This window comes from Streptomyces sp. NPDC019443, from assembly GCF_044389785.1.
Lineage (GTDB): Bacteria > Actinomycetota > Actinomycetes > Streptomycetales > Streptomycetaceae > Streptomyces.
The window spans coordinates 627,751-640,501 of sequence record NZ_JBIRYJ010000002.1 but is presented as its reverse complement, the minus strand read 5'-3'; the positions used below and the strand labels follow the sequence as shown (position 1 = coordinate 640,501).

13 protein-coding genes are annotated in these 12,751 nt (G+C 68.9%); 3 read left to right on the top strand and 10 right to left on the bottom strand.

From position 1 onward, the window contains the following. The first annotated feature begins 43 nt into the window (after window positions 1–43). On the top strand, window positions 44–1,474 hold the full coding sequence (gene pyk / locus ACH492_RS09250; RefSeq protein WP_398984402.1) for a pyruvate kinase: 1,431 nt from the start codon (window positions 44–46) through the stop codon (window positions 1,472–1,474). An 81-nt stretch (window positions 1,475–1,555) separates the two neighbouring features. Here pyk and ACH492_RS09245 read toward each other — a convergent pair whose 3' ends face one another. From ACH492_RS09245 to ACH492_RS09230, 4 genes are all read right to left on the bottom strand, one after another. Then, on the bottom strand, window positions 1,556–2,857 hold the full coding sequence (locus ACH492_RS09245; protein WP_398984400.1) for a hypothetical protein: 1,302 nt from the start codon (window positions 2,855–2,857) through the stop codon (window positions 1,556–1,558). Continuing rightward, a complete protein-coding gene (locus tag ACH492_RS09240) occupies window positions 2,847–3,401 on the bottom strand; it encodes a DUF6114 domain-containing protein (RefSeq protein WP_398984398.1) in 555 nt (184 codons plus the stop codon). Before ACH492_RS09240 ends, ACH492_RS09245 begins: the two co-directional genes overlap by 11 nt. A 113-nt stretch (window positions 3,402–3,514) precedes the next feature. Continuing rightward, window positions 3,515–4,147: a DUF6230 family protein gene (locus ACH492_RS09235; RefSeq protein WP_398984396.1), complete on the bottom strand. Its 633-nt coding sequence runs from the start codon at window positions 4,145–4,147 to the stop codon at window positions 3,515–3,517. 643 nt (window positions 4,148–4,790) lie between these two features. Beyond that, window positions 4,791–5,765 carry a tetratricopeptide repeat protein gene (locus ACH492_RS09230; protein WP_398984394.1) on the bottom strand — a complete coding sequence of 325 codons (975 nt, stop codon included), beginning with the start codon at window positions 5,763–5,765 and terminating at the stop codon, window positions 4,791–4,793. 219 nt (window positions 5,766–5,984) lie between these two features. Here ACH492_RS09230 and ACH492_RS09225 point away from each other — a divergent pair, with 219 nt between their 5' ends. Next, window positions 5,985–6,632, top strand: a complete 648-nt coding sequence (locus ACH492_RS09225; RefSeq protein ID WP_398984818.1) for a TetR/AcrR family transcriptional regulator — start codon at window positions 5,985–5,987, stop codon at window positions 6,630–6,632. 126 nt (window positions 6,633–6,758) lie between these two features. Here the strand turns inward: ACH492_RS09225 and ACH492_RS09220 are convergent, their stop codons facing one another. From ACH492_RS09220 to ACH492_RS09205, 4 genes are all read right to left on the bottom strand, one after another. After that, entirely contained in the window at window positions 6,759–8,459 is a 1,701-nt protein-coding gene (locus tag ACH492_RS09220) for a methylmalonyl-CoA mutase (protein WP_398984392.1), read from the bottom strand. Window positions 8,460–8,544: 85 nt separating this feature from the next. After that, a complete protein-coding gene (locus ACH492_RS09215) occupies window positions 8,545–8,871 on the bottom strand; it encodes a DUF3817 domain-containing protein (RefSeq protein ID WP_398984390.1) in 327 nt (108 codons plus the stop codon). 101 nt (window positions 8,872–8,972) lie between these two features. Next, complete coding sequence (locus ACH492_RS09210; protein ID WP_398984388.1) at window positions 8,973–9,485, bottom strand: MarR family winged helix-turn-helix transcriptional regulator; 513 nt, start codon at window positions 9,483–9,485, stop codon at window positions 8,973–8,975. Window positions 9,486–9,517: 32 nt separating this feature from the next. Continuing rightward, on the bottom strand, window positions 9,518–10,915 hold the full coding sequence (locus tag ACH492_RS09205; RefSeq protein WP_398984386.1) for an MFS transporter: 1,398 nt from the start codon (window positions 10,913–10,915) through the stop codon (window positions 9,518–9,520). 203 nt (window positions 10,916–11,118) lie between these two features. On the opposite strand from ACH492_RS09205, the gene ACH492_RS09200 reads away from it, so the two are divergent. Next, window positions 11,119–12,114 (top strand): DUF5937 family protein, encoded by a 996-nt coding sequence (locus ACH492_RS09200; protein ID WP_398984384.1) that lies wholly within the window; start codon window positions 11,119–11,121, stop codon window positions 12,112–12,114. Here the strand turns inward: ACH492_RS09200 and ACH492_RS09195 are convergent. Both ACH492_RS09195 and ACH492_RS09190 read right to left on the bottom strand, forming a co-directional pair. After that, on the bottom strand, window positions 12,111–12,404 hold the full coding sequence (locus ACH492_RS09195; RefSeq protein WP_307661037.1) for an MTH1187 family thiamine-binding protein: 294 nt from the start codon (window positions 12,402–12,404) through the stop codon (window positions 12,111–12,113). The two genes, ACH492_RS09200 and ACH492_RS09195, sit on opposite strands and share 4 nt — an antisense overlap. Next, on the bottom strand, window positions 12,401–12,745 hold the full coding sequence (locus ACH492_RS09190; RefSeq protein WP_398984382.1) for a DUF3817 domain-containing protein: 345 nt from the start codon (window positions 12,743–12,745) through the stop codon (window positions 12,401–12,403). The genes ACH492_RS09195 and ACH492_RS09190 overlap by 4 nt, the downstream gene beginning before the upstream one ends. Between the last annotated feature and the right edge of the window lie 6 nt (window positions 12,746–12,751).

Below are 12,751 nucleotides of genomic sequence, written 5' to 3'. Positions count from 1 at the left end.
GACGGAATATTCCGCAACGAAACAAACCGATAGGATCCGCCTTATGCGCCGTTCCAAAATCGTCTGCACACTGGGCCCCGCCGTCGACTCCTACGAGCAGCTGAAAGCGCTCATCGAGGCCGGCATGAACGTGGCCCGTTTCAACATGAGCCATGGCACCCACGCTGAGCACGAGGAGCGGTATCACCGCGTGCGCAAGGCGTCGGACGACACCGGCCGCGCGGTCGGCGTGCTCGCCGACCTCCAGGGCCCCAAGATCCGTCTGGAAACCTTCGCCGAGGGGCCGGTCGAACTGGTCCGCGGCGACGAATTCACCATCACCACAGAGGATGTCGCCGGCAACAAGTCGATCTGCGGCACGACCTACAAGGGCCTGCCCGGCGACGTGTCCAAGGGCGACCAGATCCTGATCAACGACGGCAACGTCGAGCTGCGGGTCGTCGAGGTCGAGGGTCCGCGGGTCAAGACGATCGTCGTCGAGGGCGGTGTGATCTCCGACCACAAGGGCATCAACCTGCCCGGCGCGGCGGTCAATGTCCCGGCCCTGTCCGAGAAGGACGTCGAGGACCTGCGCTTCGCCCTGCGGATGGGCTGCGACCTGGTCGCTCTCTCCTTCGTACGGGACGCGAGCGACGTCAAGGACGTCCACAAGGTGATGGACGAGGTGGGCCGCCGGGTCCCGGTCATCGCTAAGGTGGAGAAGCCTCAGGCGGTCGAGAACATGCAGGACGTCGTGATGGCGTTCGACGGCGTGATGGTCGCGCGTGGCGACCTGGCCGTCGAGTACCCGCTCGAGAAGGTCCCGATGGTGCAGAAGCGCCTCATCGAGCTGTGCCGCCGCAACGCCAAGCCGGTGATCGTGGCGACCCAGATGATGGAGTCGATGATCACCAACTCCCGCCCGACCCGCGCCGAGGCGTCCGACGTCGCGAACGCGATCCTGGACGGCGCGGACGCGGTCATGCTCTCGGCCGAGTCCTCGGTCGGCGCATACCCGATCGAGACGGTCAAGACGATGTCGAAGATCGTCGTCGCGGCGGAGGAGGAGCTGCTCTCCAAGGGCCTTCAGCCCCTGGTCCCGGGCAAGAAACCGCGCACCCAGGGCGGCTCGGTGGCCCGCGCGGCCTGCGAGATCGCGGACTTCCTGGACGGCAAGGCCCTGGTCGCCTTCACCAAGTCCGGCGACACGGCCCGCCGCCTGTCCCGCTACCGCGTGGCCCAGCCGATCCTGGCCTTCACGACGGACGCGGCGACCCGCAGCCAACTGGCGCTGAGCTGGGGCGTGGAGTCGTATGTGGTTCCGCATGTGAACAACACGGACGCGATGGTGGACCTGGTCGACGCGGAGCTGCTGAAGCTCCAGCGGCACAACGAGGGCGACATCATGATCATCACGGCGGGCTCGCCGCCGGGAGTCCCGGGAACGACGAACATGGTGCGGGTGCACCACCTGGGCGGGGAGCACCGCGGCTGACGTCTCGTCCGCTGCGGACGACTGTGGGCCGCACCTCAGGTCGAGGTGCGGCCCACAGCCTTGTGCGGCTCCCGGAAGGTCTTAGTTACTGCCACCGGTGAAGTGGTTGTGCAGGCCGGGAACCGTCAGCGTCCCGCCGAACTGGCCTGCCTGCGTCACCTTCACGTCCGTGAAGAAGGCGAAGGGAACATTCAGCGGCGGAGGGGTCTTCGGGCTGAAGACGACCGGGATGATGCCGAAGAGGTTGCCCTTCAGCTCCTCCGTGTACATCGTCACGGTGCCGTTGCGGATCGTCGAGGTGGAGCCCTTGTCCGCCTCGACGTGCGCGGTCGTGCCGTTCGGGCCGACCACCAGCTGGTGGAGGTCCTTGATGTCCACGCTCGAAGCCGTGAACTTCAGCACCTTCTTGATCTTGCCGCTGCCCGTCTTCACTTCGACGATGCCCTTGTAGTCCAGGCCGTTCAGAGTGAGCCGCGAGCTCTCCAGGATCCACGGGTCGTCCGGGAGCAAGGGGAGGCCCGGCTCCAGGTCCGCCGCGGCGAGCGCCTTCGGGTCCGTCGTCGGGCACGGGAAGGGCGGCTTGGCCCCGTCCGGAATGTCGACGTCCAATTTCGGGTCGAGGCTCTTGACCGCCTCGTCCAGCTCCTCGGTCGTCGCCCCGGCCTTGTCCGCCGCGTCCTTGATGGCGTCCTTGGTCTTGTCCACCGTCTCGTCCACCTCGTCCACCGTGTCGGTGGGCTCCGTGGACGGCTTGGTGGACGGCTGCGTGGACGGCTTCGCGGACGGAGTTGTCGACGGCGTCGGCTCGGTGGTAGCCGTGGCGCTCGGCGTCGGGCTGCTGGTCGGCTCCTCGTCGGGGCCGTCCAGGATGTCCTTGATCGCGTCGCCGACACCCAGCGGGTCCAGCGGGTTTCTGGTCTGCGTCTCGCTCGGCGTGGGAGCCGGGCTCGTCGAGGGCGCGTTCGCGTCCGCGGGCTCGCCCGCGTCCGAGGCCGACGGGGTCGTGCCGGGCGTCGGCTCGTCCTCGTCGTTGCCGCCCGCCGAACCGCTCGGGGTCGGGTCGGGCTCCTCCGACGGAGACTCGGAAGGCTTCTCCGACTCCGACGGCTTGGGCGACTCGGACTCCGCCGGCTCGTCCGAGCGGGTCACGCACGGCCCCGGGGCGAAGGGAATCTCCTTGTCGTCCGCAACTGCCAGCCTGGGGGTGAGTCCCATGCCCACGAATACGGCAGTGGGCATGGCGGCCAGCGCTATCGCCTTGCTCGCGGGTATCTGCAGCTTGGTCAGGAGCGATTTCCTTGGAGCCGCATGCCGCGGCCCGGTCTTGGCCCTGGCGGAATCACCACCATCGGCCGCGCTCAGCTGCGTTTCGTCACCCCGCACTGTTCCTCCCGCCGTTGGCGTGGGCTGTCGTTCCGGTCACGTTCGGGTCGTATCCCTCGTCAGCTCGCGGCTCGGGAAAATCCAGGTCACCCGCATCGTTGTCCGGTCCCGGGGTCCCTTCCGGCTCGAACTCCTTGACGGGCTCGGCCGCCGGTTTGGCGGGTACCCAAGAGATCGACATCGCGCCACCGATCAGGGAGAGCAGGAACCCGATCAGGAACCCGCCGATGTTCGCGACCGGGATCGAGATCAGCCCGAGAACGATGGTGGCGACACCCGCGAACACCCGGACGACAGCGTGGAACCACATCGTCAGGCCGAGCGTCATAAGCAGGACGCCGATGATCAGCGAGCCCGCTCCCGCCGTGGTGGCCATGGCGATCGTGAGATTGCCGAGCCGGAGGTCGGCGTACGGCAAGTAGGCGATCGGGATGCCACCGAGCAGGGTGAACAGGCCTGCCCAGAAGGGTCGGTTGCCACGCCATGCGCGGAAGCGCAGCCGCCAGTAGGTGAATCCGCGGGAACCAGTGGACTCGGCGCTCATGGAAAACAGCTCCCTGGAACGGTCTTACTCAAAGAAAGTGAGATGGGTGGATCGGGCAGGGGCCTCGCACAGACGACCCCGGCCCGTCCGAAGTGCCGACGGAGCGGATGCTCCTAGAAGCACTCCTTGACGCCCTTGTGAAGCTTCAGCTGCAGACCGCTGAGCTTGAACGTGCCGGCCGTGGTCGCCCACGCCTTCTGCTCCACGCCGGTCAGCTTCGCCACCTTCGCGCGCTGTGCGAAACCGTACGGGTTGGCCCTGGTACCGGGCTGAATGCCCGGGTCCTTGAGCTGACCCGCTGCGACGCCGATGTCGATGTCCTCGAACGCGGCGTCCGCCTTGAGGTCTGAGACATCCAGGTAGATGTCCGTGGCCTCGACCGGCTTGTTCTCGTCCTGACCGGCCCTCAGCTCAAGGCTCACGTTGCCGATGAACGGCACGTTCGGAGTGACGACCGACTGGCACATGTCGACGATGGTGGCGGTCTTGAAACCGGACACCGCAACCGGAGCCGCGAAGTCCTTGCCGTCCAGCGTCTTACCGGATGCCACACTGCCGTACTGAACGAAGTTGGTGCCGGTCAGGCTCTTGGCCTTGACCTTGAATTCCTGGCCGGAAATGCTGAAGGACGCGGCGAGCGCCCCCTGTGCCAGGCCGATGCCTATCGCGGCCGTTGCGGCCACACTCGGCACCATGACTAGGGCGAACCGCTTCCATCTGGTTCCGCCACGAGCCACAGACTCCATGACTTTCCTCCTTCTCGGACGTACATCTCCGGTCCGGACCGTGGGTCCGTCCTGGGATGGGAGAAGTGCTACGTCCTCGGGAAGGAGAGCGCCCGTTCTTCAGGCGCGTGCTGCGTCCGAAACACCGGCGATCACCCCCGAGCGACAACCACTGGCCACGCCTTCGCGCAACCTGCCGGACAGGCCCTGCCGTTCGGCAGGAACCCCCCTGTCCGCGACCGGCGCCACTGCCGCCGGCCGACTCGGTGGGGACCCAAGGTTCCGCGGCACGGCTGGGGGCCGAGCTGGTGCGGTATTGGACCGAGCGTCGCCGATGTTGGTCCATTCCAGGCCGGGGCACAAGGGGGTTCGTTACTCGCTAGTAACGGCCTGATAACCACGCCACGACGGCCTGATGCCGGGTGGCAACGCAGGGTGCCACACAGTGCTGCACCAGAAGGGTGGATTGCCGCTAATAAGCGGACAGAACAAGAGCCCTGATTTACTGCGAGTAACAGCGTCTGCATTTGCCAAGTTTTGGCAAAGCGCAGCCTCTTTTGTCACTGTGTCGCCAAAACGGCGGCGGCGCTTCACCGGCGCCGCCGCCGCAAAACCGTCAGACCTGACGGAACGGAGCGTTCAGGACGGATCTTTCAAACATGACTCAGAACAGCACCCGCGCCAGCGCCGAGCGCGCCGCCGTCACCCGCGGGTCCTCCGGGCCGACCACCTCGAAGAGTTCGAGGAGCCGCACCCGTGCCGCGTCGCGGTCCTCCGCCGTCGTGCGACGCACCGTCTCGACCAATCGGCCGAAGGCGTCCTCGACATGACCGCCTACCAGATCCAGGTCGGCCGCCGCGATCTGGGCCTGCACATCGGCCGGATTGTCGGCCGCTTCCTGGCGCACCTTCTGCGGGTCCAGGTCCTGTACGCGGGCGAGCAGTTCGGCCTGGGCCAGGCCCAGCTTCGCCTCGGTGTTGCCCGGGTCGTCGGACAGCACGTTCTTGTACGCCTGGACCGCGCCGCCGAAGTCGCCCGCGTCCAGCGCCTGTACGGCCGCTTCCAGCAGGGCGTCGTACGGCCCCTCCGGCACGACGGGTGCGGCCGAAGCCTCGACGCCCGCCTCGTCCGGGCTGACCGTGATGCCGGTGAGGCCGAAGCGCTCCTCGGCGACCTGAATCAACTGGTCCAGCGTCTGGCGGATCTGGGCCTCCGGGGCCGCGCCCTGGAAGAGCGGCAGGGCTTGGCCGGCCACCACCGCGAAGACGGCCGGGATGCCCTGGATCCCGAACTGCTGCATCAGCATCTGATTGGCGTCGACGTCGATCTTGGTCAGTACGAACCGGCCGTTGTACTCCTGGGCCAGTCGCTCCAGCAGCGGGCTGAGCTGCTTGCACGGCTCGCACCACTCGGCCCAGAAGTCGATGACGACCGGGACTTCGGTGGAGCGCTGGAGGACGTCGCGCTCGAAGCCCGCCTCATCGACGTCGATCACAAGACTCGTAGGGGATACGGCACCGCCGCCGCCCTCGCGGGCGGCCTGGGCACGGGCCTGCTCCGCCTTTGCCTTGGCCTCACTGGCCGCCTTCACAGCGGCGAGGTCGACGACGCCGCTCATGGACATGTTCCTAGGCTGCATGAGTACATCCTCCCCCTTCCGCGCGCGCATGTGAAAAAGACGGCCAAGAGACCGCCGCACTGGCGAAAATGTTCGGCACCGGGTCCCCACCTGGCGCCTGTGGTCGTCGCTCGAGCCGCTGAAGGCTTTCGCTACGAGTCGTAGCGTATCTGCACTCGCGCCGTCCCGTGTGAGATTCCTCCGGTGAACTGGCTCACAACAGGACGCCTACCCGCCGGTATGGTCGCCGTCATGTGCAGCCACACCCGCCCCAAACCAGCACGTACGGGTCGTACGGGACGCCCCCGCAGCGTTGAGGCCGACACCGCGATCCTCGAGGCGACGCGGGCGGCGCTCGTCGAGCTGGGCTGGTCGAAGCTGACGATGGGGGATGTGGCCACCCGCGCGGGGGTCGCCAAGACCACCCTCTACCGCCGCTGGGCGAACAAGAGCGAGCTTGTCGTCGACGCCGTCGCCATACTCTTCGACGAGCTCGAACTCCCCGACCGCGGAAGCCTGATCGCCGATGTGGAGGGCGTGGTGCTGCAGTTCGCCTCGCTGCTCGCCCGGCCGGAGGCGAAGACCTCGCTGATGGCGGTGGTCGCGGAGTCGACGCGGGACGACGCCCTGCGCGTACGGATCCGCTCGGCGATCGTCGACCGGCAGAAGCGGCTGGTGCTCGAGGGCCGGGCACGCGCGCAGGCCCGCGGCGAACTGCCGTACGAGCAGGACGTGGAGGCGGCGGCCCGCAGCGCGGACCTGATCTTCGACGTGATCGCGGGAGCGGTGGTGCACCGGGCACTGGTCAGCGCGGAGCCGGTGGACGAGGCTTGGGCGCGCAGCTTCACGACGCTGCTGGTGTCGGGGCTGGCCTCGCTGCAGGGCTGAACACAAAGGGCCGGCAGAAGGGCCGGCAGAAGGCCGATGGAAGGCCGACGGAAGGCCGACGGAAGGGCCGCCGGCCCGGTCCCCGCAAGCGTGCGGACCGGGCCGGCGTACAGGCCGTACGGAACGTCAGAAGCCGGGCGGCTCGGTGTACGTCCCCCACTCGTCCCGCAGCGCATCGCAGATCTCGCCCAAAGTGGCCTCGGCGCGGACCGCCTCCAGCATCGGCTCGATCATGTTCGAGCCGTCCCGGGCCGCGGCCAGCATCTTGTCCAGCGAGGACCGTACGCGCGCGTCGTCACGGCCGGTCTTGCGGTCCGCCAGGACCCGTACCTGCTCGCGCTCGACCTCGTGGCTGACCCGCAGGATCTCCAGGTCGCCGGTGACCGAACCGTGGTGGACGTTGACGCCGACGACCCGCTTGTCGCCCTTCTCCAGGGACTGCTGGTAGCGGAAGGCCGACTCGGCGATCTCGCCGGTGAACCAGCCGTCCTCGATGCCGCGCAGGATGCCGGAGGTGACCGGGCCGATCGGGTGCTGCCCGTCCGGGTGCGCCCGACGGCCACGCTCCTTGATCTGGTCGAAGATCTTCTCGGCGTCGGCCTCGATACGGTCGGTGAGCTGCTCGACGAACCAGGAGCCGCCCAGCGGATCGGCGACATTGGCGACGCCGGTCTCCTCCATCAGCACCTGCTGCGTGCGCAGCGCGATCTCCGCGGCCTGCTCGCTGGGCAGGGCGAGGGTCTCGTCCAGGGCGTTGGTGTGCAGGGAGTTGGTGCCGCCGAGAATCGCGGAGAGCGCCTCGACCGCGGTGCGTACGACGTTGTTGTACGGCTGCTGGGCGGTGAGCGAGACACCCGCGGTCTGGGTGTGGAAGCGCAGCCACTGTGCCTTGTCGGTCTTCGCGCCGTACACCTCCTTCATCCAGCGCGCCCAGATCCGGCGTGCCGCGCGGAACTTGGCGATCTCCTCGAAGAAGTCGAGGTGCGCGTCGAAGAAGAAGGACAGGCCGGGCGCGAAGGTGTCCACGTCCAGGCCGCGGCTCAGCCCCAGCTCGACGTAGCCGAAGCCGTCCGCGAGCGTGTACGCGAGCTCCTGCGCGGCCGTCGCGCCCGCCTCGCGGATGTGGTACCCGGAGACCGAGAGCGGCTTGTACGCGGGGATGCCCTGCGCGCAGTGTTCCATCAGGTCGCCGATCAGACGCAGATGCGGCTCGGGCTGGAAGAGCCACTCCTTCTGCGCGATGTACTCCTTGAAGATGTCGGTCTGGAGTGTGCCGTTGAGCACGGCCGGATCGATGCCCTGACGCTCGGCGGCGACCAGGTACATGCAGAAGACCGGGACGGCGGGCCCGGAGATCGTCATGGACGTCGTGACGTCACCGAGCGGGATGTCCTTGAACAGGACCTCCATGTCGGCGGCGGAGTCGATGGCCACGCCGCAGTGGCCGACCTCGCCGAGAGAGCGCGGGTCGTCGGAGTCACGGCCCATCAGGGTCGGCATGTCGAAGGCGACGGAGAGCCCGCCACCGCCGTTGGCCAGGATCATCTTGTAGCGCTCGTTCGTCTGCTCGGCATTGCCGAAGCCCGCGAACTGGCGGATGGTCCAGGTGCGGCCGCGGTAGCCGGTCGGGTACAGGCCACGGGTGAAGGGGTACTCCCCCGGCCAGCCGATCCGCTCGAAGCCGTCGTAGGTGTCCCCGGGCCTGGGCCCGTACACGGGCTCGACCGGGTCCCCCGAGAGCGTGGAGAAGTCCGCGTCCCGCTTGCGGGCCTTGTCGTAACGGGCCTGCCAGCGTCGGCGGCCTTCCTCGATGGCGTCAGCGTCCATACCCTGAATTTACTAGGACGTCCTAGTAAATGTCGATGGCTGAAGCCCCGCACATGCGTACGGGGCCCAGATGGCTCCGCGAGGGTTACGCCTCAGCGGTCGCCGCGTTACCGTCCGTGACCAGCGGACGGACCTCGCGGGAGATCTTCGGCTCGACGAAGAAGGAGGCCACCGGGATACAGCCAGCGGCCAGCACCCAGAGCAGCTTGCCGAACGGCCACTTCGCCTTGGAGCCCAGATCGAAGGCGAAGATCACGTAGATGATGAACAGCACACCGTGGACCTGCGAGATCAGCATGGTGTCGCCGACCTCGAAGGCGTACTTCAGGATGATCGCCGCGGTGAAGACCAGCAGCCATACGGCGGTGACGTACGCCATCACCCGGTAACGGGACAGCACGCTTTGTTTCATGCATACGAGCGTAACGGCCCGGAAAATCCCCACGGACCCGGGGACCAGGAGCATGCGATCGCGCGGGAACGGGTGAGCACCGGACCCCGTACCGGCCTCCCTCAGCCCACGTCCTCGAAATCCCGCGCGGCGACGCGCAGCGGGCGGAGCATCGCGAAGATCTCCGCGCACTCCTCGGCGTCGTACGCACCGAGCCCGAAGTCCATCTCCATCAGGTCGCGGGTGGCCGCCTCCACGACTTCCCGGCCCTTCTCGGTGATGGAGGCGAGCGTGCCGCGCCCGTCGTTCGGATTGGGCCGCTTGTCGACCAGACCGGACCTCACCAGCCGGTCCACGGTGTTCGTCACCGAGGTGGGGTGGACCATCAGCCGCTCGCCGATCTTGGACATCGGCAGCTCGCCGGCCTTGGAGAAGGTGAGCAGCACCAGCGCCTCGTAGCGCGCGAAGGTCAGTCCGTACGGTTTGACGGTGGCGTCGACCTCGGCGAGCAGGATCTGGTGCGCGCGCATGATCGAGGTGATCGCGGGCATCGAGGGCACGGGTCCCCATCGCTGCTGCCAGAGCTCGTCGGCTCGGGCGATGGGGTCGAAGGGGAGGCTGAGCGGCTTCGGCACGGCACCGACCCTACCGACTGGTCATATGGCGGTCAGCCCCGTCTCGCCCTTCGGTCCGCCCTTCTGCCGCCCCGGGTCCGCCCTTCTGTCCGCCTGGTCTCCGCGACGAGCAGCAGACAGCACAGGGTGCCGATGGCGCCGGCGCCCGCGACGACGGTGCTCACCTGGAGGAACTCCGCGGCGACTCCGGACAGCGCCATGCCGACGCCCTGGATCGTCATCAGCCCGGCGGTCAGCAGGGTCATCGCCCTGCCGCGCAGTTCCTCGGGGATCTCCTCGATGAGCCACCGGTCGAGACCCAGGGTGTACGCGGATCCCGCGCCGGCCAGGGTGAGCGCGAGCAGCGCCCAGCCGAGGCCGGGGGTGACTGCGTAGACGGTCAGCGGCAGCAGGGTGGTGGCGGCGAGCGGCAGGACGATCCGGGAGCGGGCGGCGGGGCCGAGCGCGGATCCGGCGTACAGCTCTCCGGCGATCGTGCCGACCGGCAGCGCACACATCAGGAGGCCGAGGCCCGCGGAGCCGATGCCGATCTCGTCCGCGTACGGGGCGGCGAGGGCCTCGGGCGCCACGCTGAACATGGGCGGCGCCCAGAACAGCAGCATCAGCACGCGGAGTCGGCGGTCGGCGAGGATCTGCCGTGCGCCGGAGAGGGAGGAGCGAAGCAGGGCGCCGCTGTCTCGGCTGCGGGCGGGACGCCGCTTGGTGCCGAATCGGAGCAGCAGCGCCGAGCCGAGGAAGGTGCACACGGTGATGGCGAGCGCGCCGCGCGGGGCGACGACGGCGAGCAGCAGCCCGCCGAGTCCGAACCCGGTGAGCACGGCGCTCTGCGAGACGATGCGCAGCAGCGACCGGCCGAGGACGAACAGGTCGCCCTCTCCCAGGATGTCGGCGAGGGTCGCCATGCGAGTGCCGTTGAACACGGGCGAGATGGCGGCGATGAAGCAACGCAGCACGAGCAGAGCGGCGACGGGCGTCACGGGCAGCACCATGACGGCGGCGCACCCGGCACAGAGGAGATCGCACACGACGAGCACCCGGCGGGCGGGGTACTTGTCTGCGACGCCGGCGAGCAGCGTCCCGCCGAGGAGGTAGGGCAGAAACCCGAGGGCGAAGGTGAGCGCGCTGAGCATGGGCGACCCGGTGAGCCGGTAGACGAGCACGGTGAGCGCGATCTCGCTGACGACGACGCCGAGCAACGACATGAGGTGCGCACCGAAGACGGCCCGGAACTCGCGTACTTCGAAGACATCCCGGTACCGGCGGGACCCGGCCCGACCGCCCTCGTCGGCGCGACGTTGCTTCGGCGAGGGGCCGCCCGCCGTCAGGGCGGGCGCGGGGCCCTCGCCGATGGCGGGCACGTGGCCCTGACCAACGGCGGGCGCGGAACCCTGGCCCACGGCGGGCACGGGCGCATCGCTCCCGTCGGGCACGCCGGTTCCCGGCCCCGAAGGCGTCACGCCGCCCGTCGGCCGGGCAGCGCCCAAGCCCGCAGCAGACGCGGGCACGCCGTCCGCACCAGGCCGGACGGGGCCCGTCAACTTCTCTTCTGGCATGGCCGACAGCCTGCCGAGCCCTTAAGGCCGGGTCGTAGACTTTCGGCACACGCCGAATCTTCCGGGGGGGCGCGAGAGCCATGCCGTCGTACATGCACTTCGGCGAGGCCGACCTCCTGCGCATCCGGTTCGCGGTGTCTCCGCTCTGGGAGACCCAGGAAGCCGTACGCACCCTCAAGCGCCCCGAACGGCACGGCTATCACCTCCCCTGGCTGCGGCGGATCCGGCAGGCGGCGCTCGGGCTCGACCTCATCTCTCTGTGGCTGCTCATGCCGCGCCGCGGGCACACCCCGGACTTTCTGGGGCCGCCGCCGATCGGGCCCGCCGCGTCGTTCGACGAGGAGATCGCCGCCGTACGCGCCGTGGACCCCGAGGCGGCGCGGCACGACATGGCGTGGGCGCTCTCCGACACCCCGGGGGCTCTCGACAGCCCGCAGGGGCGCGCGTTGCTCGCCGATCCCGTGCGGGCCGTGCGGGAGTTGGCCGATGCGATGGAGCAGGCCTGGCACACCCTCATCGAGCCCGAGTGGCCCCGGCTGCGCGCGCTGCTCGAGGCCGATGTGGCGTTCCATTCGGGGCGGTTGGCGCAGGCCGGCCTGGAAGGGCTGTTCGCCGAGCTGCATCCACGGCTCAGCTGGGCCGACCGCACCCTGCCCCTGTCCGGCAGGAGCGAGCATGTGCGCGAACTCGGCGGCCAGGGACTGATGCTGCTGCCCAGCGTCTTCTGCTGGCCGGATGTGGTGACCGGCTTCGAGCCACCGTGGCAGCCCACCATCGCCTACCCGGCCCGCGGCATCGGCGTCCTGTGGACCGAGCCCGCCGGCCGCACCCCTCAGGCGCTCGCCCGGCTGCTCGGCACCAAGCGCGCCGCCGTGCTGGCCGCGCTCGACGAGCCGGGCACGACCACCGCCCTGGCACACCGGCTCGGCCTCGCGCCCTCCTCCGTATCGGCACATCTGGCCGTACTGCGCGATGCGGGCCTGCTGACCTCGCGCCGCCATGGACATCAGGTGCTGTACGAGCGGACGCCGCTGGGGATCGCGCTGGCGGTGTCGCAGCCCACCGTTCCGGTTTAGGCGGAGAGATGCCGTTCCACGGTCTCGACCTTGGAGCTGAGACCGTCGGTGACGCCCTGTCTGATGTCGGCCTTGAGGACGACGGACACGCGCGGGGCGCGGGCCTCGACCGCGGCGACGGCGCGTTTGACGACGTCCATCACCTCGTCCCAGTCACCCTCGATCGAGGTGAACATCGCGTCCGTACGGTTGGGCAGACCGGACTCGCGGACGACGCGCACGGCGTCGGCGACGTACTCGCCTACGTCCTCGCCGACACCCAGCGGAGTGACGGAGAAGGCGACGATCATGCGTTGACCTTGCCCTCGCGGCGGGCGCGGGCGGCGATGACCTCGTCGTCGGCCGCGCGCTTCAGCTTGCGCTCGGCGACGAAGCCGCCGGCGGGGAGGACGGAGAGCACGAAGTAGAGGGCCGCGGTCTTCGCGTTCCACTTGGTGCGGTTCCAGGCGTCCAGCCAGAAGAGCACGTACAGGATGAAGAGCACGCCGTGGATCGCGCCCATGACCGGGACCGCGTTGAACTCCGTCGTGCGCTTGAGCACCGAGCAGACGAGCAGCAGGAGGAAGGAGACGGCCTCCGGCGCGGAGACCAGGCGGAGGCGGTGGAGGGACGAGGCGGTCTTGATGTCCACGAGGGC

Bases quoted from the DNA above. Each gene is read 5' to 3' on its own strand.
- ACH492_RS09200 (WP_398984384.1), top strand. From the start codon at position 11,119: ATGCCGTCGTACATGCACTTCGGCGAGGCCGACCTCCTGCGCATCCGG.
- ACH492_RS09195 (WP_307661037.1), bottom strand. From the start codon at position 12,404: ATGATCGTCGCCTTCTCCGTCACTCCGCTGGGTGTCGGCGAGGACGTA.
- ACH492_RS09235 (WP_398984396.1), bottom strand. From the start codon at position 4,147: ATGGAGTCTGTGGCTCGTGGCGGAACCAGATGGAAGCGGTTCGCCCTA.
- ACH492_RS09215 (WP_398984390.1), bottom strand. From the start codon at position 8,871: ATGAAACAAAGCGTGCTGTCCCGTTACCGGGTGATGGCGTACGTCACC.
- ACH492_RS09220 (WP_398984392.1), bottom strand. From the start codon at position 8,459: ATGGACGCTGACGCCATCGAGGAAGGCCGCCGACGCTGGCAGGCCCGT.
- pyk (WP_398984402.1), top strand. From the start codon at position 44: ATGCGCCGTTCCAAAATCGTCTGCACACTGGGCCCCGCCGTCGACTCC.
- ACH492_RS09240 (WP_398984398.1), bottom strand. From the start codon at position 3,401: ATGAGCGCCGAGTCCACTGGTTCCCGCGGATTCACCTACTGGCGGCTG.
- ACH492_RS09230 (WP_398984394.1), bottom strand. From the start codon at position 5,765: ATGCAGCCTAGGAACATGTCCATGAGCGGCGTCGTCGACCTCGCCGCT.
- ACH492_RS09225 (WP_398984818.1), top strand. From the start codon at position 5,985: ATGGTCGCCGTCATGTGCAGCCACACCCGCCCCAAACCAGCACGTACG.